This window comes from Nocardia puris, assembly GCF_003315035.1.
Classification (GTDB): Bacteria; Actinomycetota; Actinomycetes; order Mycobacteriales; family Mycobacteriaceae; genus Nocardia; species Nocardia puris.
The window spans coordinates 39,588-66,178 of record NZ_QNRE01000001.1 but is presented as its reverse complement, the minus strand read 5'-3'; the positions used below and the strand labels follow the sequence as shown (position 1 = coordinate 66,178).

The 26,591-nt window shown below is 69.5% G+C and carries 26 protein-coding genes and 1 pseudogene; 8 read left to right on the top strand and 19 right to left on the bottom strand.

What is annotated here, in order from left to right; genetic code table 11:
* Nucleotides 1-127 precede the first annotated feature (127 nt).
* The 9 genes from DFR74_RS00295 to DFR74_RS00255 are packed head-to-tail and all read right to left on the bottom strand — an operon-like array spanning nucleotide 128 to nucleotide 8,618.
* Nucleotides 128-691, bottom strand: a complete 564-nt coding sequence (locus DFR74_RS00295; protein ID WP_067510937.1) for a hypothetical protein — start codon at nucleotides 689-691, stop codon at nucleotides 128-130.
* 23 nt (nucleotides 692-714) lie between these two features.
* Nucleotides 715-1,671: an MlaD family protein gene (locus tag DFR74_RS00290; protein ID WP_067510938.1), complete on the bottom strand. Its 957-nt coding sequence runs from the start codon at nucleotides 1,669-1,671 to the stop codon at nucleotides 715-717.
* On the bottom strand, nucleotides 1,668-2,711 hold the full coding sequence (locus DFR74_RS00285) for an MlaD family protein (protein ID WP_067510939.1): 1,044 nt from the start codon (nucleotides 2,709-2,711) through the stop codon (nucleotides 1,668-1,670). Before DFR74_RS00285 ends, DFR74_RS00290 begins: the two co-directional genes overlap by 4 nt.
* A complete protein-coding gene (locus tag DFR74_RS00280; protein ID WP_067510940.1) occupies nucleotides 2,708-3,826 on the bottom strand; it encodes an MlaD family protein in 1,119 nt (372 codons plus the stop codon). The genes DFR74_RS00285 and DFR74_RS00280 overlap by 4 nt, the downstream gene beginning before the upstream one ends.
* A complete protein-coding gene (locus tag DFR74_RS00275) occupies nucleotides 3,826-4,842 on the bottom strand; it encodes an MlaD family protein (RefSeq protein WP_084537843.1) in 1,017 nt (338 codons plus the stop codon). The genes DFR74_RS00280 and DFR74_RS00275 overlap by 1 nt, the downstream gene beginning before the upstream one ends.
* Complete coding sequence (locus tag DFR74_RS00270) at nucleotides 4,830-5,831, bottom strand: MlaD family protein (protein ID WP_067510941.1); 1,002 nt, start codon at nucleotides 5,829-5,831, stop codon at nucleotides 4,830-4,832. Before DFR74_RS00270 ends, DFR74_RS00275 begins: the two co-directional genes overlap by 13 nt.
* Nucleotides 5,831-6,889 (bottom strand): MlaD family protein, encoded by a 1,059-nt coding sequence (locus DFR74_RS00265; RefSeq protein WP_067510942.1) that lies wholly within the window; start codon nucleotides 6,887-6,889, stop codon nucleotides 5,831-5,833. Before DFR74_RS00265 ends, DFR74_RS00270 begins: the two co-directional genes overlap by 1 nt.
* A gap of 6 nt (nucleotides 6,890-6,895) precedes the next feature.
* Nucleotides 6,896-7,759, bottom strand: a complete 864-nt coding sequence (locus tag DFR74_RS00260) for an ABC transporter permease (RefSeq protein WP_067510943.1) — start codon at nucleotides 7,757-7,759, stop codon at nucleotides 6,896-6,898.
* Nucleotide 7,760: 1 nt separating this feature from the next.
* Nucleotides 7,761-8,618: an ABC transporter permease gene (locus tag DFR74_RS00255; RefSeq protein ID WP_067510944.1), complete on the bottom strand. Its 858-nt coding sequence runs from the start codon at nucleotides 8,616-8,618 to the stop codon at nucleotides 7,761-7,763.
* Between the two features lie 384 nt (nucleotides 8,619-9,002).
* Here DFR74_RS00255 and DFR74_RS00250 point away from each other — a divergent pair.
* Nucleotides 9,003-9,491: pseudogene (locus DFR74_RS00250) on the top strand (AMP-binding enzyme); the annotation flags it as partial.
* Nucleotides 9,492-9,759: 268 nt separating this feature from the next.
* On the opposite strand, the gene DFR74_RS00245 reads toward DFR74_RS00250, so the two are convergent.
* Both DFR74_RS00245 and DFR74_RS00240 read right to left on the bottom strand, forming a co-directional pair.
* Complete coding sequence (locus DFR74_RS00245; RefSeq protein WP_067510946.1) at nucleotides 9,760-10,668, bottom strand: LLM class F420-dependent oxidoreductase; 909 nt, start codon at nucleotides 10,666-10,668, stop codon at nucleotides 9,760-9,762.
* Between the two features lie 76 nt (nucleotides 10,669-10,744).
* The gene (locus tag DFR74_RS00240) at nucleotides 10,745-11,377 is read right to left on the bottom strand and encodes a TetR/AcrR family transcriptional regulator (protein WP_067510947.1); all 633 of its coding nucleotides are present in this window, start codon (nucleotides 11,375-11,377) and stop codon (nucleotides 10,745-10,747) included.
* Nucleotides 11,378-11,709: 332 nt separating this feature from the next.
* Between DFR74_RS00240 and DFR74_RS00235 the strand changes: the two genes are divergently transcribed.
* The gene (locus tag DFR74_RS00235) at nucleotides 11,710-12,936 is read left to right on the top strand and encodes a cytochrome P450 (RefSeq protein ID WP_067510948.1); all 1,227 of its coding nucleotides are present in this window, start codon (nucleotides 11,710-11,712) and stop codon (nucleotides 12,934-12,936) included.
* A gap of 28 nt (nucleotides 12,937-12,964) precedes the next feature.
* Nucleotides 12,965-14,506, top strand: a complete 1,542-nt coding sequence (locus DFR74_RS00230) for an aldehyde dehydrogenase family protein (RefSeq protein ID WP_067510949.1) — start codon at nucleotides 12,965-12,967, stop codon at nucleotides 14,504-14,506.
* A gap of 223 nt (nucleotides 14,507-14,729) precedes the next feature.
* Here the strand turns inward: DFR74_RS00230 and DFR74_RS00225 are convergent, their stop codons facing one another.
* The 8 genes from DFR74_RS00225 to DFR74_RS00190 all read right to left on the bottom strand — a co-directional run bounded on the left by DFR74_RS00225 (nucleotide 14,730) and on the right by DFR74_RS00190 (nucleotide 21,523).
* On the bottom strand, nucleotides 14,730-16,082 hold the full coding sequence (locus DFR74_RS00225; protein ID WP_067510950.1) for a cytochrome P450: 1,353 nt from the start codon (nucleotides 16,080-16,082) through the stop codon (nucleotides 14,730-14,732).
* Nucleotides 16,083-16,264: 182 nt separating this feature from the next.
* Nucleotides 16,265-16,828, bottom strand: a complete 564-nt coding sequence (locus tag DFR74_RS00220) for a TetR/AcrR family transcriptional regulator (RefSeq protein ID WP_084537853.1) — start codon at nucleotides 16,826-16,828, stop codon at nucleotides 16,265-16,267.
* Nucleotides 16,829-17,082: 254 nt separating this feature from the next.
* Nucleotides 17,083-17,469 carry a carboxymuconolactone decarboxylase family protein gene (locus DFR74_RS00215; RefSeq protein ID WP_067510952.1) on the bottom strand — a complete coding sequence of 129 codons (387 nt, stop codon included), beginning with the start codon at nucleotides 17,467-17,469 and terminating at the stop codon, nucleotides 17,083-17,085.
* The gene (locus tag DFR74_RS00210; protein WP_067510953.1) at nucleotides 17,466-18,371 is read right to left on the bottom strand and encodes an NAD(P)-dependent oxidoreductase; all 906 of its coding nucleotides are present in this window, start codon (nucleotides 18,369-18,371) and stop codon (nucleotides 17,466-17,468) included. Before DFR74_RS00210 ends, DFR74_RS00215 begins: the two co-directional genes overlap by 4 nt.
* The gene (locus DFR74_RS00205; RefSeq protein WP_067510954.1) at nucleotides 18,368-19,117 is read right to left on the bottom strand and encodes an SDR family oxidoreductase; all 750 of its coding nucleotides are present in this window, start codon (nucleotides 19,115-19,117) and stop codon (nucleotides 18,368-18,370) included. The genes DFR74_RS00210 and DFR74_RS00205 overlap by 4 nt, the downstream gene beginning before the upstream one ends.
* 46 nt (nucleotides 19,118-19,163) lie before the next feature.
* Entirely contained in the window at nucleotides 19,164-20,633 is a 1,470-nt protein-coding gene (locus DFR74_RS00200; RefSeq protein WP_067510955.1) for an aldehyde dehydrogenase, read from the bottom strand.
* Between the two features lie 324 nt (nucleotides 20,634-20,957).
* Nucleotides 20,958-21,197: a hypothetical protein gene (locus DFR74_RS00195; protein ID WP_067510956.1), complete on the bottom strand. Its 240-nt coding sequence runs from the start codon at nucleotides 21,195-21,197 to the stop codon at nucleotides 20,958-20,960.
* 101 nt (nucleotides 21,198-21,298) lie between these two features.
* Nucleotides 21,299-21,523 (bottom strand): helix-turn-helix transcriptional regulator, encoded by a 225-nt coding sequence (locus tag DFR74_RS00190; protein ID WP_067510957.1) that lies wholly within the window; start codon nucleotides 21,521-21,523, stop codon nucleotides 21,299-21,301.
* A gap of 146 nt (nucleotides 21,524-21,669) precedes the next feature.
* Here DFR74_RS00190 and DFR74_RS00185 point away from each other — a divergent pair, with 146 nt between their 5' ends.
* From DFR74_RS00185 to DFR74_RS00165, 5 genes are all read left to right on the top strand, one after another.
* Nucleotides 21,670-23,001: a Scr1 family TA system antitoxin-like transcriptional regulator gene (locus tag DFR74_RS00185; RefSeq protein WP_084537845.1), complete on the top strand. Its 1,332-nt coding sequence runs from the start codon at nucleotides 21,670-21,672 to the stop codon at nucleotides 22,999-23,001.
* 177 nt (nucleotides 23,002-23,178) lie between these two features.
* Entirely contained in the window at nucleotides 23,179-23,961 is a 783-nt protein-coding gene (locus DFR74_RS00180; RefSeq protein ID WP_232331797.1) for an NAD(P)H nitroreductase, read from the top strand.
* Between the two features lie 64 nt (nucleotides 23,962-24,025).
* Nucleotides 24,026-24,994 (top strand): ABC transporter ATP-binding protein, encoded by a 969-nt coding sequence (locus DFR74_RS00175; protein WP_232331798.1) that lies wholly within the window; start codon nucleotides 24,026-24,028, stop codon nucleotides 24,992-24,994.
* Nucleotides 24,995-24,997: 3 nt separating this feature from the next.
* Complete coding sequence (locus DFR74_RS00170; RefSeq protein ID WP_067510959.1) at nucleotides 24,998-25,792, top strand: ABC transporter permease subunit; 795 nt, start codon at nucleotides 24,998-25,000, stop codon at nucleotides 25,790-25,792.
* A 3-nt stretch (nucleotides 25,793-25,795) separates the two neighbouring features.
* Nucleotides 25,796-26,506 (top strand): SRPBCC family protein, encoded by a 711-nt coding sequence (locus DFR74_RS00165; RefSeq protein WP_228815200.1) that lies wholly within the window; start codon nucleotides 25,796-25,798, stop codon nucleotides 26,504-26,506.
* The last annotated feature ends 85 nt before the right edge of the window (nucleotides 26,507-26,591 follow it).

Here is a 26,591-nt window from a genome sequence, read left to right as displayed (position 1 = left end):
GCGGTGGTGTCGGACAACGGCCCGTGCTTTCGCGGAGGTGTTCGGGACCGCTTTCGCCCACCGGCCCGGGGGCTGCGACCGGAACTGGGCCGAGATCGACGGACCCGGCCCGGGTACCCGACACCACCTACCGGACGGCGATGGCGTTCTGCAATCCGCCCACTTCGGAGATCTTCCAGTCGGCGTTGCGGTCGATCGTCAGGGAGTACGTGACGGTTGTCTGTGCGCCCTCGGGGTTCTGGACGCTGGTGGAGCTCACGGTGAGATAGGCGTTCACCTTGTAGCGGCCGTCGGACTCGGAGATCACGGCGGCGGACAGGGGGTTTGCGGTGGAGGTCCATTGCAGGGGGAGGAGGACCTGTTCGAGTTGGGTGGCGGTGGCGTCGAATTTCGCGGCGAGTTCCGGTGTGGTGCCGGATTCGAGGCGGTCGAACCACGCTCGGGCGTCGCGGTAGTCGATGGTCGACGCGCCGACCGCGTAGTCGGTGGCGATCTGTTCGGCACGGCGGGCGTCGGCCTCGCGGCGGTCGCGGTCGGCGAGATCGGATCGGGCCGACGAATACAGCACGGCGAGAACCACTGTGGCGATCAGCAGGGTCGCGAGCGCGGCGCTCGTCACCAGGGTCGACCACCGCACCGAGAGCGTTCGGGAAGGTGCGGCACCTGTCGGGCGGGCGATATCTTCAGGCATGACAAGTCCTTTCGCGCGCGGTCCTACTTCGGCTGGATCCGGAAGTGCACGGCGCCGTCCTCGCCGACGCCGTGCAGGGCCTGCTCGATCAGGGCGCTGAGGTCGAAGCGGGGCGCCCGCCCGACGGCGTCGGCGACCACCGGTTGCAGCATCGGGCCGAGCGGCGCGAGATCGGGTCCGATCTCGCCCACCAGGGCCTCGACTTCGTTCAGCAGGGGAAGCAGGCCGTCGCCGGTGAAGTACTGCTCGGTGGGACGGCTGTCGATGAGCCCGGCACTGGATTCCACGATCGCGTTGAGGGTGATGCCGAACTCGCCGAACAGCGGTCCCGCGGCGGTGAGCGAGGGCCCCATCCAGTCGATGTCGCCGCCGAGGAACTGCACGTCGCCGAAGAGCTGCCGGATGTAGTCGGTCCGGCTCAGCAGGGTGGCCGCGAGCAGCGTGGTCGAGCGCTGCAATGTCCGCATCGCGGCATCGGTGCCGTCCAGGGCGCGGTCGAACGTGTCCACCAGGCGCGCCATCACCTCGGGGTGGATCTGGTCGAGCAGCTCGACCAGGCGCGCGGACAGGGCCGTGATCGTCATCGGCGTGTGCACCCGTTCGGCGGGGACCACCTGACCGTCCGTCAGGTACGGGCCCGCGTCGTCGTGGGGCTCGAAGCCGATGTAGGGCTCGCCGAGCGCGGACAACTGCTCGATCCGCACATCGCTGGTCACCGGGATGCGGTAGCGGTCGTCGATCGCGAGGCGGACGAGCACGCCGTCGGCCTGGGTGCGTACCGATTCCGCGCGACCGACCCGCACGCCGTTCACGAGCACCGGCGCGTTCGCGCCGAGCCCGGCGGAATTGTCCAGGTGTAGCTCGACGGTGAGGTAGGAGCGCCGCGGGTCGATATCGAGGACGCCGAGCGTCATGTAGGCGACACCGAACACCAGCACGGCCGCGATCGCCGTCAGCGACACCGCCGCCCGCGCGTTCACCGGACCGCTCCGATCATGCGCAGGAGGTCGATGACGCGGCGGGTCTGCTCGTCGCGATCCGCGTTCTCGCCGACGGAGAACTCGGTGATGTCGACCTTCGGTCCGCGCTCGACGAACGGAATGACTTGCGTGTGAATGAGTTCCACCAGCTTCTTGACGTTCGACGGCGAACCGGTGTCGAGCGGGCGCGCCCCGAACAGCATCGGCACCACCGCCGTCGCGGTGTCGTCGAGGGAGCGCAGCAGCGGTGCGACCCAGAGCGTGCTCGGCGCGACCGGCCCGAGCGCGGTGAGCACGAAGATCACGCCGATCTGGGCGTTGATCACGTCCGTGGTCTGCCGCACGCCGTACGGGGTGAGCAGTTCCTCCAGCACCGGGGCGTTGGCGATCACGCCGTCCTCGAGGGTGGATCGCAGCCCGTCGAGAAGGGCGTCGACCGCATCCATGTGGTCGGCGAGGTCGGTGAGGTCGGCGCCGAGCGTGCCGGCGATCCGGGCGGTGTCGCGCGGATCCTCCGGCAGCACGGTGTTCATCGTGCGGAGGATGCCCTGGATGTCGGTGATCGCACCGCTGCCGACGAAGACCGACAGCGCCGCCAGGATGTCCTCGATCGTCGCGGACCGGGTGGTGTCCGACAGCGGGATGGTCGAGCCGGGAGCCAGGACGGTCGCCGCGGCGGTGGCCGGCTCGGCGAGGGCGATGTGCACATCGCCGAGCGGAGTCTCCTGCCGCAGTTCGGCGGTGGTGCCCACCGGCAAGCGGACCGAATCCATGATCGCGACCTCGGCCACGACATGTCCGGTCGACGCGCCGTCCCCGGCCACGCGCACGCCGGTCAGTTCACCGACCCGGACGCCGTCGGAGATCACCTTCGCCCCCTGCGGAAGATTCAGGACGCTGGCGAACTCGATGTGCAGGGTGTAGGTCGGCCCGCTGACGCCGTAACCCGGCACCGGAAGTTCGGTCACCCGCACACCGCAGCCCGCGACCGCGCACACCACGGCGGTGGCGGCGAGTGTCGCGCGCAGGAACGGGTTCATCGCGCACTCACCGTCGCGAGCAGCAGGGGCAGCGCGGGGATCGTCACCGCGCCGTCCTCGCGCACCGTACATCGTTGTCCCATAAGCGCTTCGAGTGCCGGGCAGACGTGCGGCGCGTCCTGTGGCGGCACCGCGAGACCGGGTGCGGCGTACCGAATGGTGGGGCGGCCCGTCGCGGGATCGAGCGCTTGGGCGAACCCCGACGCGATCGCGGGCGTCATGCGGATCACCTCCGAGAGCGAACCCACGCCCGAGGCCAGCATCGCGGGCAGATCCGTCATCGCGTCGAGTGCGCGCACCGCCGGGGTGCCGAACATCATGACGACGTCGTTGAGCTGCGGCAGCACCTGCGCCAGATAGGTGACGATCTCGATGATGGGCGGGAACGCGATGACGACGATGTCGTTGAAGGTCCGCGGCAGCTCGGTGACCATGGTCTCCACGGTGTCCCACCCGGATCGGGCCCGCCCGGTGAGTTCGGTGAGCGCGTCGATCAGGGCCCCGAGGTGGCCGATCGCGGCGTCCGGCGCCGACAGCGCGCGCCCGAGTTCGCGGATGACGGTATTGATGCGCTCGGCGGAGTCGGCGGTGGCCTGGTCCAGCGCGGTCAGTCCGGCTCCGAGATCGCCGCGGCGCGCGGGATCGTGCGCGCCGTTCAGTTCGTCGGCGAGCCCGGCCAGGGCGTCGAAGGTCCGCGAAAGGCTCTGGGGTGTGAGGGTATTGGTGATGCATTGGCCGGGATCCCAACCGGGACCGTCGGGTTCGTCGCCGACGAGGGCGAGGTTCCGGTCGGCGACGAGGGTGTCGCTGACCGTCACCGCGCCCACATCCTCGGGCAGGGTCCGGTCCTCGCGGACGGTGAAACGCACGCGCGCCCACCGCCCGTTCGGCTCGATTCCCGTCACCTCGCCCACCCGGATGCCCATCACGGTTACCGCGCTGCCTTCGCGCAGCCCGATGCTGTCGGGCATCTCGGCGCAGTAGGTCCGGGTGTCGGGTGCTGGTCTGCTCAGCTGGAGCACGGCGCCGCCGGCGAGGACGAGCGTGACGACCACCGCGACGGACATGAGTCCGCGCGAGCCGAGCGCGCGATGCAGTGCGGTCCGGCCGCCCATCAGCAACCCCCTCCCGGCACCGGGACACAGATCCGCTCCGGCAACACGGTCACGGCGGACTGGTCGACCGTCACCCCGCCGTCCTGAGACAGCAACGGCAGCAAGCGATTCTGCAGGGCGCGCAGCGCGTCGAGCAGGGCGCCGAGGTGGGTACCCAGCTCCTCCAGCTTCGGCACCGCCTCGGCCAGCGGCGCGGCGCGGTCTCTGATCGAGGCGTCCCACGCCCGGCCCAGGGGTGACACCTTGCGCAGCACATCGGCGACGTCGCCGAGCGCCTGGGCGATGCTCGCCTTGTGGGTGAACACGATCGTCTCCAGCGTCCGCAGCTGATGCACCAGTCGCACCAGCACATCGGAACTGCCGTTGATCGCGGTCAGGTACTCGTCGGCCATGTCGAGCGCGCGCGAGATATCGGAGTTCTGCTTGTTCATGATCCCGACCAGGTCTTCGGCTGCCCGCAGCGCCGCCCGGACGGCTTCGGGGCTGTCGTGCACCGAGTCGGACAGGGCGGCCAGATTCCGCCGGACGAGATCGCCGTCGATCTCCTCGACGGGCGCCACGGCGTCGCGGAAGAGCTGGGTCAGGTTGTAGGGCAACAGGACTCGGTCCCGGGGGATGACCTGCGACCCGAGCGGCGCGGTGCCCGCGGGCTGCACCGCGACGTAGTAGCCGCCGACGATGGTGAGCATGCGGATATCGAGAATCGTCTGATCGCCGAGGAATACGTCGTCGCGGACCGCGAAGGTCATCCGCACGCGGTCGGCCAGCAGCGTGAGCGATTCGACGCGCCCGACGGGGACGCCCGCGAGGCGGATGTCGTCACCGGTGCGCAGGGCGCCCGCCTGCGCCAGCTCCGCGGTGTAGACGTTTTCCGCCGTGGTGCCGGTCAGGTGGACCAGCCCGATCGCCGCCGTGAGCAGCGCGGTGGCGACGAGGCCGGCCAGGCCCCACCGCAGATCGTCAGTGCGCGAATCGTGTGGGCGAGCGCGGCGGAGTCGAGCTGTCAGCCTCGGCACAGTGTGACCCCCTGTCCGGTGAGGAGAACGCGCAGCGGCTCGGGCGCGACGGCCACGCCGCCGGCGCAGGTGATCGGCTCGCTCATGGCGGCGGGGACGAGCGAGGCCATGGTCTGGATCAGGCCGGGCAGCCGAGCGAACACGGCCGTCGCCACCTCGGGATCGGGAAAAGCGTTGCGCAGCAAGGCATCCAGATCGGACCCTGCGTCACCGGTGATGCCGAGGACGTCGAGCAGGTGGCGGATCGGCTGGATCACGGGCGGGATGGCCAGGGCGAAATCCGCCAGGCCCGGCAGTTTCTCGGCGATCGCCACGAACAGGTTGGTCAGGTTGGTCAGCATCTGGACCGCGTCGCCGGACTTGCCGCCGAGCCGGTCCGCGATCTGGGCGAGGTTGCTCACCAGCCGCGACAGCACCGCCTGCCGGTCGGAGGTGTAGCGGCTCAGCTTCTCGATGGCGTCGAGCGCGGGGCCCAGTCCGGTGCCGTCGCCCTGGATCACGGCGAGCAGGCTGGCGGTGAACTGGTTGATCTCGTCGGTGGACAGCTCGGCGAGCACCGGTTGGAGTCCGTTGAACAGCGTGGTGATGTCGAACGCCGGAACGGTGCGCGCGGTGTCGAACACCTCGCCCGGGTCGCGGCGGGCGCCCGGCCGCTCGGGTTGCCCGATGTCCAGATAGCGGAAACCGGTGAGGTTCTGGAACCTGATCGCGATCGTGGTGTCGGTGTAGACCGGGTGTTCGCGCAGGACCGTGAACCGCACGCGCGCCAGGGAGCCGTCGAGTCCGATGTCGGTGACCTTGCCGACCTGGACGCCGTAGAGGCGCACGTCGTCGCCGGTGCGCAAACCGTTCGCGTCGGTGAACAGCGCTGTGTACGAATCGGTTTCACCGGCGACCGGCCGGTCGATGAGTTGGAGGACACCGGCCAGCACCACCGCCATCGCGACGGTGGCGGCGCCTACGCGCAGGAGCAGGGCGCGGATCGTCATCAGCGGTGGCCTCCTGGCGTCTGCGCGCCGAGCGTCGACAGCAGGGGAGTGGCGAGTCCCGGCACGGCGTCCAGTTCCACGCCGAGGCGCAGCACCGGGCCCGACGGCGTGTCCTGGAACGCGGCGCCGAGCCGGTCGAGCAGTTCACCCAGCTGATCGGCGGAGCGCTGTGGCGTGCCGACCGAGGCGGAGAGCAGGTCGAGCACCATCGTCACGATCGGCAGCATGCCGGCGAAGTACCGGCCCGAGGTGGTCATGGTCCGCGTGACGGCGGGCAGGAGTTCGTACTGCATGTCGTCCCAGAACCGCCGGGTGCGTTCGATGTTCTCCGGCGGGCGCATGTACTCGTTCTCGTACGCGGATTCGAGCACGTCGAGGCTGCCCGTCAGCATCGGCGGCGCACCCGCCAGCGCCGCGCCGAATCGCTCGGCCAGCACCGAGGGCGGCAGCTGCCTGGTCTCGGTGTAGGCGCGCACGGTCGCCCCGATCGCCTCCAGCAGCGGGGTGAACGCGTCGAGGTCGCGCGAGATCCGGCTCAGCAAGTCGGCCAGTCGCGGCGTCAGCACGTCTTCGGTGAGCAGGCCCGTCGAACGCAGCAGCGCCGACAGGGTGGCGTCGGTGACGCGGCCGGAGTTCCGGTCGCCGAGATCGACCACCGCGCCGTCCGCGAGTTCGGTGCCGCCGGCGCCGGGCACCAACCCGACCGTCGTGATGCCGAACAAGTTGCCGGGCGCGAAGTCGACGCTCAGGCTGTCGGTGAGCCCGAACAGCTGAGATCGGCGCAGCGCCAATGCGATTCGCTCCCGTCCGGCGCCCGCCGCGGTGATCTCGGCGACCGTGCCGACCTCGACGCCGTCGAGCCGCACGACCGTGCCGGGCTCGACGCCCTCGCCCACCTGTTCGGTGAGGACGGCGACCCGGATCACGTCCGGGGATTCGGGTGTCGGCGCGTAACGCCACGTGAGCACGCCCGCCAAGGTGAGTAGCACCGCGCAGGCGCCGATGATCTTGGCGTGCCGTGGCCGGATGTCGGCGCCGGGCAAGGTGTACGGAGGCATAGGCGGTCACCCGGTGAATGTGATGGGGGACTGGAATCCCCACAGGACGATCGTGGCGACCATGTCCAGCGCGATGATCGCCACCAAGCTGGCGCGGATGGCGCGCCCGGAGCCGATACCGACCCCTTCGGGTCCGCCGACCGCGAAATACCCCTGGTAGCTGTGGATGAGCACCACGGCCACGGCGAAGATCACCACCTTGATCGTCGCGGCGATCACGTCCCAGGAGAGCACGAACTGGTCGAAGTAGTGGTCGTAGGTGCCGGTGGGCACGCCGTGGATGGTGGTCACGATCAGCCGGCACGACAGGTAGCTGAGCAGCAGCGCGACGACGAAGGCGGGCGCCACCGCGATCACCCCGGCGATGACGCGCGTGGTCACCACGAACGGCACCGACCGGATGCCCAGCGATTCGAGGGCGTCGATCTCCTCCGAGATCCGCATCGACCCGATCTCGGCCGTCATCCGGCAGCCCGCCTGCGCCGCGAACCCGACCCCCGCCGCGATCGGTGCCAGTTCCCTGGTGACGCCGAACGCGGAGATGAGGCCGCTGAGCTGCCCGAGCGCGAGCGAGTCGAGCGCGTGGTAGGCCTCGATGCCGATGGACGCGCCCATGGCGGCGCCCATCAGCAGCATCAGGGGCACCACGCCGCCGCCGATGATCACCGACCCGCGCCCCCACGTCATGTCCGTGATCGCGGTGACCGTCTGACGCCGGTAGTGGACCAGGGTGAACGGCACCGAGGCGAGCACCCGCCCGCAGAAGCCGAGCACGAAGCCGACGGTCTCGACCGGCCGCATCGGGTGCACCCGGTGCCGCACGCGCCCCACCCAGCGCACTCCGACCGGCAGATACGAGGATGCCGTCATCTCACGCCGTCCTCATCGGGACGAGCATCGTGACCAGTTGCGTGACAACGGTATTCAGCACGGTGATGGCGGCGACCGACATCACCACGGCGGCGTTGACGCCGTCGGCCACGCCGCGCGGACCGCCGTGGGCCTCCAGACCGCGCTGGCAGGCGATGACGACGACCAGGAACCCGAACAGCAGCGACTTCACCAGCGACACCCACACGTCGGTGGCGGAGGTGAACGCGCCGAACGAGTCCCAGTAACTGCCCGGCGTCACGTCCAGCGCGAGGACCGCGACGAGGAAGCCCGCGGCGATGCCCACCACGATGATCAGGATGGTGAGCAGCGGCGCGACCAGCATCATCGCCGCGATGCGCGGAACCACCAGGCGCCGTACGGGATCGACGCCCATCACCCGCATGGCGTCGACCTCCTCGCGGACCGTGCGCGCGCCCAGGTCGGCCGCGATCGCCGCCGCGCCCGCACCGCCCAGCAGGATGCCCGCGGCCATCGGCGCGCCCTGCTTGATCACGCCGAGCCCGCCCGCGGCGCCGATCATCGAATTCGCCCCCAACTGGGAGACGATATTGCCGACCTGGGCGGACAGGATGACGCCGAACGGAATGGCCATCAGGACGCTGGGGATCGCGGTCACTTTGATGAGAAACCATGCCTGCCCGAGGCTTTCGTGGGTGTGGAAGCGCAGGAGTGCGGCGTCGGCGGCGCCCACGCGCGCCGCGTGCACGGCCATGCGCAGCGCTCGGCCGAAGGTGGCGAGGCTCGACAGCACGGTCTCGGCGAAATTGCGGCGCAGGACCGCGCCCGCGGTGTCGGGCACGGGAGTCGCCGGTGTGGTCACGGTGACGGTCGACATCGCACCTCCCTGTGCCACCGGAGTCCGCGCGTCACGACTCGGCGGAAGGCCGCGAGCCGGCGGGCGTCGCGGCGAAACCTCTCGGGATTCAAATGTCCAGTCAGTAAACTGGACAGCAGTCTGGACCGTACTACATGTAAAAGGGGTGGGCAAGGGAAGAATGTGGCGGCAGACACTTTCGTCCGGTGCTGATTCCGATGTCGACGGGAGTTCTGGATCGGCTTTCGGGCTTGAAATCTCGTGAAAACGCAGTTCGATGGCGCATTCGCACGTCCACCAATGCTCGATGGATATATACACAACAGCTATTGATCCGATCGGGCCGTCGGGCGGTCTGGCCCGTGCGGTACGTGCCGATATCGGTGATAGACAGCGGGTTCCTCCGGGTGGCTGGCTCAGCGGGGACGCATCCCCCTCGGCTACCTGGGCGACGAAGCCAAGACCGCGCGGACCTTTCCGGTCGTCGACGGCACCCGGTGGGCGGTCGCCGGGGACCGAGCGACCGTCCTCGGCGACGGGCGGATCGAACTGCTCGGCCGCGACAACCCCACCGTCGACTCCGGCGGCGAGAAGATCTTCGTCGAGGAGGTGGAGCGCGCCCTCGCCGCCCATCCCGGCGTGCTGGACGTGGTGGTGGTCGGGCGGCCCTCGGACCGGTGGGGCAGCGAGGTCGTCGCCCTGGTCCAGTTGAGCGACAACGGCATCGGCGATCGGGAACTCCTGGACGAGTGCGCGGTACATGTGGCGCGCTACGAGCTGCCCAAGGCCATCATCCGGTGCCGGGAGATCGTGCGGTCGCCGACCGGCAAGGCCGACTACCGGTGGGCGAGCCGGCTCGCCGCCGAACACACCGGGAGTTCAGGGCCTCGGTGAGTGCGAGTTCGTGACCCGTGCCGCGGTCGCCGGCCGAGAACGCCGAGCGTCGGCAGCGCTGGGGGTGATACGGCGAGAACCCGGGGTGCGGGTCGCGCTGCGGGTGATCCGCCGTGAATGCAGGGCGCCGGGCGTGCTGGGGGCAATGCGCCGTGAATGCCGGGCGCGGGCCGGGCTGCGGGCGATCCGCCGAGAACGCCGGGCGCCGGCCACGCTGCGGACGATCCGCCGAGGCCGCCCGATCCGCGGCCTCGGCGGCGCGGAAGCGTCAGTCGAGCGAAGTGAGCAGTGCCCTGGTCCTTTTCGCGCTCTCACCCCGCGTGAACGGGGCCGCGACGAAGTCCGTGGCCCCCGCGTCGGCGATGGCGCGAATCCGGGCCGCGACCTCGTCCTCGGTGCCGATGAGGGCCAGGTCGACGGGGCCGTCCACGCCTTCCCGGTCCATCATGGCGCGGTAGGACGGCAGCTGCCCGTAGAAGCCGAACGCCTTCTCGGCCCGGCTGCGCGCGTCGTCCGGATCGTCGGTCACGCAGACCGGCAGCGCGCAGATTATGCGCGGATCGGGGCGTCCGGCGTCGCGGGCGGCCGCGGTGATGGTGGGCGTGATGTGCTCGGCGATGGTCCTCGGGCCGGTCATCCACAGCGTGGTGCCCGCCGTCCGCCGCCCGGCCAGGCGCAGCATGCGCGGGCCGAGCGCCGCCAGCACCAGGGGCACCGGTTCGGGGTTGGGAACGCCGAGATCGAGGGTGCCGGACAGGGTTTCGCCCCGGAAGTCGGCGGGTTCGCCCGCCAGCAGCGGGGCCAGGACGGCGACGTACTCGGACATGTGCCGTGCGGGCTTGTCGAAGTCGTAGCCGTACATGTCCTCGATCACCCGCTGGTGCGACAACCCGACGCCGAGCGTGAGGCGGCCGGGGCCGACGGCGAGCGCGACGGTGCGAGCCTGCTGGGCGAGCGCGGCGGGGTGGCGCGGATAGCTCGGCACGACCGCCGTGCCGAGTTCGATATCGGGCACGCGGGCGCCGATCACCGCGAGGGCGGTGAGGGCGTCGAGGCCGAAGATGTGCGACAGCCACGCGGAGGAGAACCCCTCCGCGTGGACCTCGGCGAGGTCGTCGGCCAATCGGTCGAGGGAATCCGCGCCGGCGCGCTCGCTGAGTAGGATGCCGATCCGCACGGTGGTCTCCTTGGGTGTCGGGGTGAATGGTGGTGGTGGACTTCGGTATCGGGTGCCGCCGGTCGAGGCGGGGGAGTCAGGTCCCCGCGGCCGTCCGGTCGCTCGCGCCGGCCGGCTCCCGCAGCGCGGGCGCGACCCATCGGCGCAGGAACCGGCGCAATTCGGCGGAGTCGCGCTCGGACGGTCGCGGGTCGGCGATGAACGACAGCAGCAGCCGGACCACGAACTCGCTGAGCTCGATCAGCTCCGCGTCGCCGTAGCCCCGGCGCGCCCAGTCGACGGGCGAGCGCTCGAGGACCGCGCGGCACACCTCGAGGGATTGCTCGGTCATGGCGCGGCGCGAGAACGCGGACGGCCGGCCCGCCGCGAGCAGGACGGTCAGGTAGCGATCGTGGGGGAGTCGTTCGATCGTGTAGGCGACGGCCTCGACCACGAACTCCGCGGGATCGTCGGTGTCCCCGAGATGCGCGAGGAGCTGGTTCACGTAGTGGTCGAGCGCGGCGAAACCGACGGCGGTGAACAGTTCCTCGGTGCTGAGGAAGTGCCGGTACACGGTCTGGCGCGTCACGCCCAGCGCTTCGGCGACGGTGCTGAGGTTCGTGCGCCGCGCCCCGCGGGTGTCGATGCCGCGCATGGTCGCCTCGAGGATCCGGGTGCGCGCCTCGTGCGCGTCCCGTGGGGGCGAGCCGTTCCACGCCGGTCGTTTCATGGGTCAAGTGTGCTCGATGGGTGCGGTCGGGCGACGGGCGGTACCGGTGGGCGCCCCGCGCTGTGCGGGTGTCGTCCCGGTCGCTGGAACCGTCGGGGGCTTCCCCTGGAGTCGATCATACGATTCAATGTGACATGTATGATCGCAGTGTGCTCACCAGCTCAATCTGATTGTTAATTGAAACGCGTTTTAGTGAGCGCAGGATTGCGCTCCGCGCGGCACCGCAGCAGGCCCGCACGAGTCATCGCCCGGCGGGCGGTCGCCGCGGACGGTCGGTGCGATCCCCGCCGACGTCACAACCGCTGCCCGCACGGCGGGCCGAGGAGGTAATCGTGTCCCCAGCAGCGCTGCCCGCCGCCCTGGATTTCTCCGACCCCGATCTGTGGGCCGATCGCACACCCGTCGAGGAGTTCGCCCTGCTGCGGCGCACCTCGCCGGTGTGGTGGAACGGCCAGTCCGACGAGATGTGCGCGCCGTACCACGACGGCGGCTTCTGGGTCGTGACCAGGCACGAGGACGTCCGGGAGATCTCGCGCAGCCCGGCGCTGTTCTCGTCCAACGCCAACGGCGCGATCCTGCGCTTCCCGGGCGATGTGAGCCCCGACGCCTTCGAACTCACGAAGACGATGCTGGTGAACATGGATCCGCCGAAACACTCGAAGGTGCGCCGGATCATCTCGCGGGGCTTCACCCCGCGCGCGGTCGAGGCGCTGCGGGCGGCGCTGGCCGAGCGGGCCGGAGCCATCGTGCACGCCGCGCGGCAGACGGGCGGCGGCGACTTCGTCGACCAGGTCGCCCGGGAACTGCCGCTGCAAGCGATCGCCGAATTGCTCGGTGTGCCACAGGAAGACCGGCTGCGCCTGTTCGACTGGTCGAACGAGATGCTGAACTTCGACGACCCCGAGTACGGCGACCCGACCGTCGCCACCGCCGGCATCCTGGGCTACGCGTGGCAGATGGCCGAGACCCGGCGCCAGGATCCCGGCGAGGACCTGGTGTCCAAGCTGGTGACCGCCGATATCGACGGCGAATCGCTCACCCCCGACGAGTTCGGCTTCTTCATGATCCTGCTGACGGTCGCGGGCAACGAGACCACCCGCAACGCCACCACGCACGGCATGAAGGCCTTCGTCGACCACCCCGAACAGTGGGAGATCTTCAAGCAACAGCGCCCGCGCACCGCGCCGGACGAGATCGTGCGCTGGGCCACCCCGGTGATCGCCTTCCAGCGCACCGCCACCCAGGATGTCGAACTCGGAGGACAGGCGATCCGCGCCGGCCAGCGGGTGGCGATGTTCTACAGCTCGGCGAACTTCGACGAGGAGGCGTTCGACGACCCGTCCACCTTCGATATCCTGCGAGATCCCAACCCGCACTTGGGTTTCGGCGGCACGGGGCCGCACTACTGCATCGGGGCCAACCTCGCGCGGCTGCAGCTGGAACTGATCTTCGACGCGATCGCCGACGTGATGCCCGGCCTGCGACAGGTGGCCGAACCGGCTCGGCTGCGGTCGAGCTTCGTGAACGGCATCAAGCACTGGCACGTCCGCTACGCGTAGCGCCGCAGCGCATCCGACGAGGAGAGATATGGCCATCATCCGAACGCTGCCCGACACCGCTGCGGGCAGGCGCCGCCTCGCCCTGGTCAGCCCGGTCGACCGGCGCCGCCTCGGTGAACTGGAGGTGAGTGGGCGCGGCGATGTCGACGAGGCCGTCGCGCGCGCCCGCGCGGCGCAGCCCGGCTGGGCGGCGCTTCCGGTGCGCGAGCGCGCCAGGATCGTGGGGCGCGCGCTGGACGTGCTGGTCCGCCGCCGTGACGAGATCATCGAGACGGTGCACGCCGAGACCGGCAAACCGCGCGTCGAGGCGCTCACGATGGAGATCGTGCCCGCGTGCGACTTCCTCAACCACTGGAGCGCCCGCGCCGAGCGGGCGCTGCGGCCCGAGCGGCGCGGGCTGCACGGCTACCTGCGCCCGTTCAAGACGCTGTTCGTGCACTACCGCCCGCTGGGGGTGGTGGGCGTCATCACTCCGTGGAACGGGCCGTTCGTGCTGTCGCTCAACCCGGTGGCGCAGGCCTTGCTCGCGGGCAACGCCGTGATCCTCAAACCGTCCGAGGTGACGCCGTATTCGGGCGAGTGGGTGGTGCGCATCCTGCGCGAGGCCGGGGTGCCCGCCGACGTCGTCCAGGTGCTGCACGGCGACGGCGAGACCGGCGCCGCCCTGGTCGAGGCCGGGCTGGACAAGATCAGCTTCACCGGCAGCGTGGCGACCGGCCGGAAGATCGGCGCGGCGTGCGGCGCGGCGCTCACGCCGTGCACGCTGGAGCTGGGCGGCAAGGACGCGATGATCGTGTGCGCGGACGCCGATCTCGAACGCGCCGCGGCCGGCGCGGTGTACCTCTCGCTGTTCAATTGCGGGCAGGTGTGTTTGAGCGTCGAACGCGTCTATGTCGTGGACAGCGTCGCCGACGAGTTCATCCGGAGCGTGTGTGAGAAGGTGGCCGAAGTCCGTTATCGCCGTGCGGATTCCGCCGACGTAGGTCCGCTTGTCTGGGACCGGCAGCTGGAGGTGGTGCGCCGCCACCTCGCCGACGCGCGCGACCGGGGTGCGACCGTCCTGCTCGGCGGTGAACCGGTCGGCGGCGACGGTCTGCATTTCGAGCCGACGGTGGTCACCGACGTCACGCACGACATGACACTCATGACGGAGGAGACGTTCGGACCGGTCGTCGCGATCATGCGCGTGCGCGATGAGGACGAAGCCATCCGCCTCGCCAACGACAGCCCCTACGGGCTGAGCGGTTCGGTCTTCACCGAGGATCGCGAGAAGGCCCGCCGGATCGCCGCCCGCCTCGACACCGGATCGGTGGTGCACAACGACGCGGCCGTCATCTACGGCGTCCCCGAGGCGCCGTTCGGCGGCCGCAAGGACAGCGGACTCGGGCACATCAATAACGGCGCCGAGGGACCGCGCGGCTACACCCACGCGCAACCCGTCCTCCTCACCCGCCGCGCCGCGCGCAAGGAGCACGTGTGGTACCCGTACGACGCGTCCACGGCACGGCAGCTGAATGCCTTGGTGCGCTTCGGATTCGGCAACCGGCTCCTGCGCAGGCTGCTGTCGTGAGGGCTGCCGCCCGGGGGCCTACTGCCCCCGGGCGGCGCTCAGGACATGCTCGAGGGTGATGAACTTGGTGCGCGGCCGCCCTCGGGAGGCGCCCGCCGCCCGTTCCGCGCTGTCGATCGCGAGCCAGCCGGTGCGATCGACGACCTCGGGCTGACGTTCCCGGACGAGGCGATTCAGCTCCGCCCGATCGATGTCCGGGGTGGGCAGCAGGCCCGCGCGCCGGCTAGCGCGAGCGCCTGCGGTAGCGGACGCGGCAGGGCTGCTGCAGCTGCACCACCATCTTCGAGTGGTCGTTGCGGTAGGTGTCGGAGGGCTGGGCCATCTCGAACTCCCAGTCGCGCAGGAGAATGCAGAAGATCGCCTTCATCTGCATGAGCGCGAACGCCGCACCGACACACCGGTGCCTGCCCGCCCCGAACGGAATCCAGGTCCAGCGGTTGATCACGTCGGCCTGATTCGGGTCGATGTATCGGCCCGGGTCGAAGGCGTCGGGATCGGGGAAGCTCTCGGGGAGCCGGTTCGACACCGCCGGTGTGGCGGCGACGAGATCGCCAGGGGCGATGCGATGTCCGCACACCTCGAACTCACCCCGGGCCACGCGCATCAGGACGATGAGCGGCGGATGCAGGCGCAACGTCTCCTTGAGCGTGGCCTCGAGTCGTGGAATCCGTCGCAGCGCACGGAAATTCACCTCGGTGTCGTCGGCGAACAGGCTGTCCAGCTCCGCGACGACCTCGGCCATCACCTCCGGGTGGCGCAGCAGTTCGATGACCGTCCACGCCGCGGTGCCCGAGGTGGTGTGGTGCCCGGCGAACATCATGGAGATGAAGATCCCGGTGATCTCGGAGGCGGAGAACCGGGGCGCGCCGGCCTCGTCCTTGATCGAGACGAGGACATCGAGCATGTCGCGGTCGTCCTTGCCCCGCGGGGGATGCGCGATCCGGTCGTTCATGATCTCCTGCACCAACTCCACGAGCTTGCGCCGGGATTCGTCGCGCACGCGGAAGCTCTCGATCGGCAGGTACGGGTCCACGTAGGCGAGGGCGTCGGTGCCGCGTTCGAGGTCGTGGTAGAGGCGTGCGAAGCGGCTGTCGAGCTGCTCGCGGAACTTCGTGCCGATGAGGCAGGCCGAGGAGGTGTAGATCGTCAACTCGGCGAAGAACTCCAGCAGGTCGATCTCGCCCGACTCACCCCAGTGCTCGACCATCCGGTCGACCTCGCGGGAGATCGTGGCGGCGTGGCCCCGCATGTGGTCGGCGCGCAGCGCCTGGTTGTGCAGCATCTCCTTGCGGCGCTCGGGGCTGGCGTCGAACACGACGCCTTCGCCGAAGATCGGCTTCATGAAGGGATAGGCGGCCTGCTGGTCCAGGTCGTCGTCGGAGGACCGGAAGAAGAACTCGTTGGCCTCGTCGCCGGAGAGCAGCACCACGTCGCGCCCGGCCAGCTCGAACACGCCGACATCGCCGCACTCCTCGCGGACCCGCCACATCAGGCCGATCGGATCGACGCGCATCTCCTCGAGGTGGCCGTGCTCGTGCTCGCCGCCGGACACGCGCTGTGGCTTCAGAAGCGTCATCGAAGACCTCTCAATCGTCTGGCTCGGACTTCCCGCGGCCGTGGCCGATCGGGTCGTAGCCTCGTATAGACACCTGTCCAGACGGTACTACAATCCGGGGGGTGTCGCAATGTCGCGCAGAGTCGAACGGGCGCGAAAAAGCCGCCCCATTTTCGCGGGGCGGCCGCTGATTCTCTGTGCTGTCAGTGCAGGAGCAGGCGCGTGGTCTTTTCGATCCGGTCGGCCATTTCGTTGTACGTTCCGTAACCCATGCCCGCACGTACCAGCGCGCCCGCGTACAGCATTTCCAACGCCTCGAGAATATGGTCGTCGGGGTCCGGTCCCATGGCCTCGGCGATGCGATGCCGAATCTCCAAGCCGATGCGCACCCGTAAATGGGCGACGTCGGGATCCTGGCCGAGCAGCGCGCTGGTCACCGCGCCCGCGAGTTCGCTCTCGCCCCCGACGACGAGCGAGACCTGCCGCAGGGCCGCGACCACGCGATCGGCGCTCGTCTGCTCCCGGGTGTACTCGAGGTGGGGTGCTTGTAGCAAGCGCCGCCAGAACACTTCGGCGACAAGGTGTTCCTTGGAGGAGAAGTACGTGTAGGCCGTGGCGGTGCCCACGCCGGCCGCCGCGGCGACCATCCGTACCGTGAGGCCGGCGTAGCCCTCGCGCTCGAGCACCTCGATGGTGGCCTTCGTCAGCCGGTCGACCGTGTCGGCCTGCTTCTCGGTCAGGCGCCGCCGCGTGGCTTCGAGAATCACGGAATCGGAATTGTTTTCGGACACCATTCCATGGTAGTCGGAGAAGTTGTGAAACGGCAAGCCACACGCATTCCGCGCGCTATTTCGGTTGCCTTTGTTCACGGCGATATCCGTCCGTGCGGAAACCCGCGCGGATGGACATCACCGGCGATCCGGTCGCTCTAATTATCGGGTATTCTGCGGCGCGGTCGTGTTGTCCGAACCCAGGTCGCCGAGTTTGCCCGCCGAGGGTGAATCCCGCTGGGTGCCGCCTGCTATTTCGGTCGTCGCATCTGCGGTTGCCCGCCTTTGCGGACCCGGTCCACGACGGTGCCGATCGTGGTGTCCAGGCGGGTGCCGTTCGGCCAGCCGACGTAGTGACACAGGAACAGCGCGATCTCGCGCAGCTGCTCCTCGGTCAGCTCTTCGTTGTGCAGGGCCGCGTGGATCTGGATCTCCGCGGTCTCCATCCGGCCCTGGGCGGTGAGCACGCCGAGCAGCAGCAGTCTGCGGTCGCGGTCGGTGAGTCCCGGGCGGTTCCAGATCTCGGCGAAGAGGTGGTCGACGGTGGTGGCGAAGAAGGCGCCGTCGATCTCGGGCGGTTGCCAGCCGTAGACCTCCTTCATCCGGGCCAGTCCGCGGGCGCGCGCGTCGTCGGTCATCGGGGTGCTCCGTTCGGTTCGGTGACGGGGGAGGCGTCGAGGCCGAGGCCCTCGGCGAGGCGGATCAGCCCGAGCCGGGCCAGCGGCAGGTCGAGCCCGAGTCGGTCACCGAGCGCCAGCGCCAGCCCGAGATCCTTCTCCCCGAGGTCGCGGACGTGGGACATGATCGGCAGCCAGGAATCGCCGGGTGTGAGTGCGGCGGTGGTGTCGCGCCACAGGATGGCGCCGGGCCCGCCGGTGACCGCGTCGGAGTGCCGGACGACCTCGCCGAGGCGGCGGATGTCGAGACCGGCGGCCTCGGCGAGCCGCGCGGCCTCGGTGGCGGCGGCGAAGGAGACGAAGTGCAACAGGTTGCGCGCCAGCTTCATTCGCGTCCCCGCGCCCACATCGCCGGCGTGCACGATCAGGTCGGCCCAGAGCCGGAAGGGGTGGCGGACGGCGGCGAAGGCGGTGTCACTGCCGCCGACCATGACGGCGAGCCGCCCTTGCGTCGCGCCCGGCGCGCCACCGCTGACCGGGGCGTCGACCAGGTCCACGCCCTGGGCGCGACAGAGTTCGGCGAGTTCGATCGCCGTGCTGTCGGCGATCGTGGAGTGCACGGCGACGACGGTGCCGGCTTTCGCGCTGCGCAGGATGCCGTGCTCACCCGCGACCACATCGCGGACCTGGGTGTCGTCGAGGACGGTCACCGAGATCACCGACGCGGTTTCGGCAGCCTCGGCCGGTGTCGCGGCCACCGTGGCCCCGGCCGCCGCGAACTTCTCCGTCGCTTCCGGGCGCGCGTCGCACACCACCAACCCGCCGGGCCAGTCGGTCAGCCGCCGCGCCATCGGCGCACCCATGTTGCCCAGTCCGATGAACCCCACCCGCACGTCGGCGCCTTCCTCGGCCGCGGCGTTCATGACCGGATGACCTGACCGCCGTCGATATTGAAGATCTGGCCGGTCACCCAGCTCGCCTCGTCGGAGAGCAGGAACAGGCACGCGCCCACCAGATCCCGCGGTGTGCCCATCCGCTTGAGCGGCAACCGCTGCACCATGTCCGACACGATGCTCTTCGGCGTGATGGTCTTGGTCGCCTCGGTGTCGATCGGGCCGGGTGCGATGGCGTTGATCCGGATCTTCGAGCCGCCGAGTTCGTGGGCGAGTTGCTGGGTGAGACCGTTCACCCCCACCTTCGCCAGACCGTAGAAGCCGGAATACACCCAGGCGGCGGTGGAGGATTGGTTCACGATGGAGCCGCCGGACTTGGCCATGATCGGCCACACCGCGCGGGTCACGTTCAGCGCGCCGTCTAGGTTCACGCTCATGAACCGCTTGTAGTAGTCCCAGGGGACGGTCAGCAGCAGATCCAGTTTCATCGCGCCGTAGATCGCGGCGTTGTTCACCAAATGGTCGATGCCGCCGAACTTCTCGGCGGTGAAGGCCGCCAGCGCGACGGCCGAATCGGGGTCGGAGACGTCGACCTCGTGGAAGGCCGCGGTGCCACCGGCCGCGGTGATCTCCTTGGCCACCGACTCGCCCGCCTCGGCGTTGATATCGGCCACCACCACCCGGGCGCCCTCGGCGGCAAGCGCTTTGGCGTACTCCGCGCCGATGCCCTGCGCGGCGCCGGTGACGATCGCGGTGCGATCGGTGAAACGTTTCATGTCGACGTTCTCCTCGAAAAGTGTTGGGGCCGTTGTGATGTGCCGGTCAGGCCGGGTAGGCGACGAGCTTGGTCTCGAGATATTCCTCGAAGCCGGCAACGCCCATCTCGCGCCCGATGCCGGACTGCTTGTAGCCGCCGAAGGGCGCATCGGCGGCGTACCAGGTGCCGCCGTTCACGCCGAGCGTGCCGGTGCGGATGGCGGAGACCACGCGGTCGATCCGGTCGGGATCGGTGCCCCACACCGCGCCGGACAGGCCGTAGGGCGAATCGTTGGCGATGCGGATCGCGTCGTCGTCGTCCTCGTAGGGCAGGATCACCAGCACCGGGCCGAAGATCTCCTCCCGGGCGACGGTGGCGGCGTTGGAGACCCCCGCGATCAGCGTCGGTTCCACGAAGAACCCGTCGCCGCCGTCGGCGGGCCGCCCGCCGCCCACCACGATCTCGCCGCCCTCTTTCCCGGCGAGCGCGAGGTAGCGTTCGACGCGGTCGCGCTGCCGCTCGGAGATGAGCGGTCCGCACACGGTGCGGGGGTCGTCCGGGTCACCCGCCCGGATGCCGCCCAGGGTTTTCGCGGTGGCCGCGAGGGCTTCCTCGTACCGCGAGCGGGGAACGAGCAGGCGGGTGCACAGCGCGCATCCCTGGCCGGCGTGCACCGACACCGAGAAGGCCGCCATGCTGCACGCCGCCTTGATATCGGCGTCGTCGAGCACCACGAACGCGGACTTGCCGCCGAGTTCGAGGAACACCTTCTTGATCGTGTTCGCGGCCGCGGCCATGACCGCCTTGCCGGTGCGCGTGGAACCGGTGAACGACACCAGATCCACGCGCGGGTCCTCGCTCAGCAGCGCCCCGACCTGGTGGTCGGAGGAGGTGACGACATTGAGGACGCCGGGCGGGATGTCGGTGTGCTCGGCGGCCAGCGTGCCCAAAGCCGCTGCGCACCAAGGAGTATCGGGCGCGGGCTTGAGGACGACGGCGTTGCCCGCGGCCAAGGCGGGACCGATCTTGGCGAGGTTGATCTGGTGCGGGAAATTCCACGGCGTGATCGCCCCGACCACGCCGACCGCCTCCCGGCGCAGCTGCCTGCGGGTGCGCAGGCCCATCGGCTCCGCGATCGGGAGATCGGTTCGCCACGAATAGGTTTCGGCGAGATCGGCGAAGAAGCCCAGATCGGCCACCGGCCCCTCCAGATGCGGGCCGGAGGTCAGCATCCGGGGCGCGCCCACCTCGGCGATGGTGATCTCGCGCAGCTCCTCGACGTGCTCGGTCATCGCGTCCCGCAACTGGCGCAGGCACCGCGCGCGGAATGCCGGATCCGTCGACCAGTCCGTCTCGTCGAACGCCGCCCGCGCGGCCGCGATCGCCGCACCCATGTCGTCGGCGGTCGCGTCCGCCGCCGTGCCCAGGTGCGCACCGGTCGCCGGATTGATCGTCGCGAAAACACCACCCGACCCCTCGAGCAGCTTGCCGCCGATCAGCAGTTTCGTGCCGTCGGCGGGGCGCAGATCACTCATTCCCGTGTCTCCCTCAATGTCCGGACAGGTGTCCGGACTATATTTCAGCCTTGGGTCCGGGCGCAAGGGGATGGCCAACGCCTTCGGCGTATTGCCTGGCATTCAGTACCGGCACCACACGCGTGGGTGGGGGGATCTTCGGGTCAGCGGGAGCGGGCCGGATTCGAGGAGGGCGGCCCGGCCTGCCGAGGCTGTGAGAATGCGCTGGTGACGGGCCTTCCGGCGCGGACGGGAGGAGATGCGGGTGCCCATCGATTCGCTTGCCCGACAACGGGATTCCGATTCCATCGGACGGCGCCGCGCGATCTGGACGCCGGGGTCTCGTCACTTCTTCTGGATCAGGATCCTGATCATCGTGAGGCCCATGACCATCGTGGCGGTGAACGCACCCGCGGCCGCGGCCATGGTGTGGAGCACGGCGGCGTGGCTCGCGGTCCAGATGAGCGCCGTGATCAGCCCGGCGATCGCGGCTATCAGGGTGGCTACCGCGAGGCACCAGAGACGAAAGGCCTGTTGCTGTTTCGAATGATCGCGGCGTTGGGGCCGCGTGCTGTTGCGTGCCATGACCTGTGCTTTCGAAGCGTGGTTGAGCGTTCGCGGGAATGAGGTCTGTCGTGCCGCGTGGTGCGGCGGCCGTAGGGGTCCGAGTGGACGGTGGGGCGGTCTCAGTCGGAGTCGCGCTCGGTGGTGATCGCGTTGAGCTCGACGTCGAGGGCCCTGGCGATCCTGCGTGCCAGATCCAGAGTGCAACCGCGCCGGCCCGACTCGATGTTCGCCAGATGCGACGGGGCGACCCCGGCCTGTCGAGCTAGGTCGGCGCCGGAGAGTCCTGACTTCGTGCGGATGGCTCGGATAGTCGCTCCGACGCGGGTTGCATCCTGCAATGCCATGTGTGCATCGTAGCCAGGAAGTGGCAGGACTTGCCACATTGAAAAGGAAACTGCTGTCATCAAATCGTGACGTACTGGTCAAAGTAGGTGGTTGAAGTCGGAGGCTATTCCTTGGCGTCAGCGCGAGCGGGTGGCATAGTGTGCCCATGGGAGCAGCCGAGGACTGTGATTGGAAGCGGCTGGCAGATCGGGTGGTGGTTCGCCGCGAGGAGCTCGATCTGCGCACACGTCACCAGCTCGCCGAGCAGACCGGGTTGAGCTACCGCGTGCTGGGCGACTTGGAGCGCGGCAGCCGGGGGGTTTCCGAAGGCACGCTCGCGATCGTCGAGCAAGCTCTGGGCTGGATGCCGGGCAGCGCGAAGTCCGTCCTCCACGGTGGTGAACCCACCATTGCCGGACAGTTGCCGCCGGCGCGAGGTGGCGGTGAACCGTCCGCGATGCGAGCTGGCAGTGCGGCTTTGCGGTTGATGAACGCGGTGTCGGAGGGCAGTGACGCCGCCAAAGGCGTCCGATTGGCCGAGACGATCTCGGACATAATCGGGTCACTGGGCGCGGGGGATGTCCATGATCCCGCCCCGAGTGCCCACGGCGGACGTGCGGCCGCTCACGAGGTGGGAGGCAGTGAACGCAGGCTTCGGCAAGCTTTGGGCTCGTACATCCGGCATCTGCGTGAACGCCGGGGGCTCACCGAAGAGGTCGCGATCGAGATGCTGGACTGCTCACCCGATCATCTGCGCCGGCTCGAGGACGGCCACGCAGAGCTGGACGATCTGACGATTCCGCGGATCTTGAAGGCCTACGGCGCCGACGACTCCGACTTTCGTGCCGAACTGATGTGGCTCACCGCCGCGTTGACCCGTTCCGGATGGTGGACGCAGTACGACGATGTCGTACCCAAATGGTTCGAACAGTACATCGGTCTCGAGCAGCAAGCCGAGTCGATACGCACGGTCGAAATGGCTTTCGTGCCCGGACTTCTGCAAACCGCCGACTATGCGAGCTGGGTCCTGCGCGCGTCTGGAGTCGGCGAGGTGACCCAGCGGGTCGAAATGCGGATCGGGCGCCAGAATGTCCTGTTCGGACCGTCTCCTCCGAAACTGTGGGCGATTCTCGACGAAGGCATATTCAAACGCGTCACCGCGCGGCCCGAGGTGATGCTGGAGCAGATCGAACACCTGCTCTACATGGCGGGCAAACGAAACGTGACCATCCAGATCCTGGCGTGGAAGGGGGCACCCGCCCTGACCGCGGAGTCGTTCAGTCATCTGCGATTCGGCTTCTCGGAGACCGTTCCGGACCTGGTCTACATCGAACAGTTCACGAGTGCCGTGTACATCAGCCGGCGAGACCACATCGCCGCGTATTCGGCACTGATGGACAGGTTGGGTGTCGCGGCGCTCTCGCCGGAGGACTCGATTCTCTACCTGCGGCGGTTGAAGAAGAGTTATGCGGCCCGGCAGAGCAGGGGGACGTCGTAGCTCCGCTGCTGTGCACCGGACGTGTCGGAAGGCCCGCGTAGGTGCGTGGGGAGGCGAGTGGTGACGTCGGCGCGATAGACCGATCGGGCGGAAGTCCCCCGGGAAACGGCCGTTCTGCTCTGTCGCCGGCGGCACGGCGCGGGGCAGCGTGGGGGAATGGATGGAGACCGGCTCGCGGTGTCTGTGGATCACGTGCTCACGCTGGCGATCCGGGCGCCGTCGGTGCGGAATTCGCAGCCGTGGCGGTTTCGCGTGGACGGGCCGCTGGTGCACGTCTACCTCGACCCCGCGCGGGTGGGGTCCGGCTCCGGTGCCGACCGGCGGGACGCCGTGCTCAGTTGCGGTGCGGTGCTGCATCATCTGCGCATCGCGCTCGCGACGCACGGTCGTTCGGCGATCGTGCGGCGGTTGCCCGATCCCGCGGACCCGGCCCATCTGGCGACGGTGCGTCCGGTGCGCAGCGAGCCGACCATGACCGCCACGGCGCTGGCCGCGGTGATCGGCTCGCGGCGTTCGGACGTGCGGTGCTATCGCAGTGCGCCCGGTCCGCCGGGGTGTTCGGGACTGCTCGCCGAACGGGCGGCGGCCCACGGGGGAGTGCTGCGCGCGGCCGGGGGCGAGGGGTCCGAATGGCTCACCGCGAGCGTGCGGGCGCTGGTCGGTGCATGCGACCGGGCGGATCTGCTGGTGCTCGGTACCCCTGGCGACGATCCGCTGTCGTGGTTGCGGGGCGGTGAGGCGCTGAGTTCGGTGCTGCTGACAGCGGCGAATCTGGGTTTGGCCTGCTGTGTGCTGACGGAGCCGTTCGGCGATGCGGCGCTGCGCGATCGAGTCGGTGCCGAGGTCTTGGGCGGGTCGTCGTCGGCGCAAGCCATCGTCAGGATCGGCTCCTGCCCCGACGAAACCCAGCCGTTGCCGCCGACCTCTCGGCGGGCGCTCGGTGAGGTTCTCGACCGCTGACTGCTGGGCCGGACCCGATGTCGGGGCGCCGGATCGAAACCGGGGCCCACGGACCGTCACCTCGGTGACCTTCTTCCCTGCCGAGCGCCTGCTCGCGGGCGGGATGCTCAGCACAGTCCGTCCGCACCAGGGAGTTCACCTCATGTCAGCCGTGATCGCCGCCGAGGCGCTGAGCAAATACTTCGGGAGACATCCCGCGGTGATCGACCTCGACCTCGACATTCCGCCGGGCGTCGTCTTCGGTTATCTGGGCCCCAACGGCGCCGGGAAGACCACCACCATCCGGATGCTGGTCGGCCTCTCGCGCCCGAGTTCGGGGCGCGTGCTGATCGGCGGCGCCGACGCGGTGCGCGACCGTGCCGCCGCGCAGCACCGGATCGGTTACCTGCCAGGACAATTCGTCGCCTACCCGGATCTCACCGCGCGCGAATATCTCGGCTATCTGGCGCACCTGCGCGGCGGGGTCGACCACAAGGCGGTGACCCGCCTGGCCGAGCGCCTCGATCTGGACACCGGCGGCCGGATCGGTGCGATGTCGCACGGCAATCGGCAGAAGGTGGGGCTGGTGCAGGCGTTCATGGCCGAACCGGAGGTGATCGTGCTGGACGAGCCGACGACCGGTCTGGACCCGCTGGTGCAACGCGAGTTCCAGGCGATCGTGCGTGAGGCGCGCGAGCGCGGCGCCACCGTCTTCCTCTCCTCGCACGTGCTGTCGGAGGTGCAGGCGGTGGCCGACACCGTGGGCATTCTGCGGCAGGGCCGGCTCGTCGAAGTGCGGGCGGTCACCGAACTCACCGCCCGCGCCCTGCACCGGCTCCGGTTCGAGTTCGCCGGAACACCGCCGAACGCGGCGATTGTGCGCGCCCTCGACGGCGTGCGCACGGTGCGTGTCGAGGGCCGCACCGCGCACGTGGAGATCGAAGGGTCCACGGCGGAGCTGCTGAAGGTGGTGGCGCCCCACGACGTCGTCGACATCACCGGACACGAGCCCGATCTCGAGGACGTGTTCTTGACCTACTACGGGCGGGAGTGAACCGTGCTGCGGACCGTCTACCTGAAATCGTTGCGCGACCAGCGCCGCGGGCTGATCGGTTGGAGCCTGGGCATCGTGCTGCTCGTCCTTGCCGAATGCGCGCTGTGGCAGTCGTTCTCGGAGATGACCGGCATCGAGGAGTTCCTGGCGAGCTATCCCGAGCCGTTGCGCGAACTGTTCGATCTGGACGCGTTCACGACCGGAACGGGGTTCCTGAACGCCGAATTGTTCAGCATGCTGGTCCCGGTGCTGTTCCTGGTGTTCGCCATCGCCAGGGGCGCGCGCGGCGTCGCCGGTGACGAGGAGCGCGGCACGCTGGAAGTGGTTCTGGTCAACGGTGTTTCGCCCGTGCGGCTGGCGCTCGAGCACGCCGGCGCGTTGGTCACGGCCGTCGCCGCCCTCGGTGTCGTGCTGTTCGGCGCGGTGCTCGGATTCGGCGCCGTGTTCGGTCTGGGCATCGCGGTGTCGGGCGCGGCGAGTGGTGCGCTGGCCATGGTGCTGCTCGGCGTCGAATTCGGCCTGCTCGCGCTGGCGGTGGGGTCGGCGACCGGACGCCGGGTGGTGGCGCTGGCCGTCGCGTCGGTGTTCGCGGTCGCGGCCTACGTGCTCTACGTCGCGAGCAAATTGGTCGAATCGATGGGCGGCTGGGGACCGTGGTCGCCGTTCCATCAAGCGCTGGAAGGCGGGCCGCTGGGCGCGGGTCTGCCGTGGGCGTACCTGTGGTTACCCGTCGCGGGCACGGCCGCGTTGCTGATCGCGCTGCCGGTGTTCGACCGCCGCGACATCACCGGAGTCTGAGCGATGTTCCCGACCGGAAGGAAGACCGATGGACCGGCCACCGGCACCCGTGAGCACCTATGTCGGCAGGCGCTCACCATGAGAGGGCGCTGGGTCGTCGCCGCGGCGGCGATCGGTGGTGCTGTCGCACTGCATCTCGGCCCCGGCCGGCGCTACTACGCGACGTGGGGTGCTACCGAGGAGGAGACCGTGCTGCGCCTGCCCGGCGACGAGATGCTCCCGGACGCCGATCTCGTCACCACCCGTGCCATCGGCGTCCGCGTGCCGCCGGCGGCGGTCTGGCCCTGGCTGGTCCAGTTCGGCCCCGGACGCGGCGGGGCGTACACCTACGACTGGATCGAGAACCTCTTCGGACTGGGGATGCACAGCGCCGACGAGATCCTGCCCGAATTCCAGAGCCTGTCGATCGGCGACTCCTTCGCGCTCGGGAAGAACGGTCAGCGGATGTGGGTGCGCGTCCTCGACCCTGAACGCTGCCTGGTGTTCGGGTCCGGGGACGGCACCTGGATCTGGTCGTTCGCGCTGCGCGGGGGCGCGGAGGGGACGCGGCTGATCAGCCGGAACCGGATCCGCACGCCGGGCCGCTCGGCGATCGCCGCGATCCTCTACGCGGCGTTCATGCCCGCCGCCAGCCTGGTGATGGAGCGGAAGATGTTGCTGGGCATCAAGAAACGCGCGGAGCGAACAGGCGCCGGCGGGCTGATCTCCCTGTGATGCGAGCACTGTCCGTGCCCGGTGCGCCCGGCCGCCGCCGGGGCGGGCATCGTCGGCATGGCATCGCGCCGCCGGAGCGGTCCGG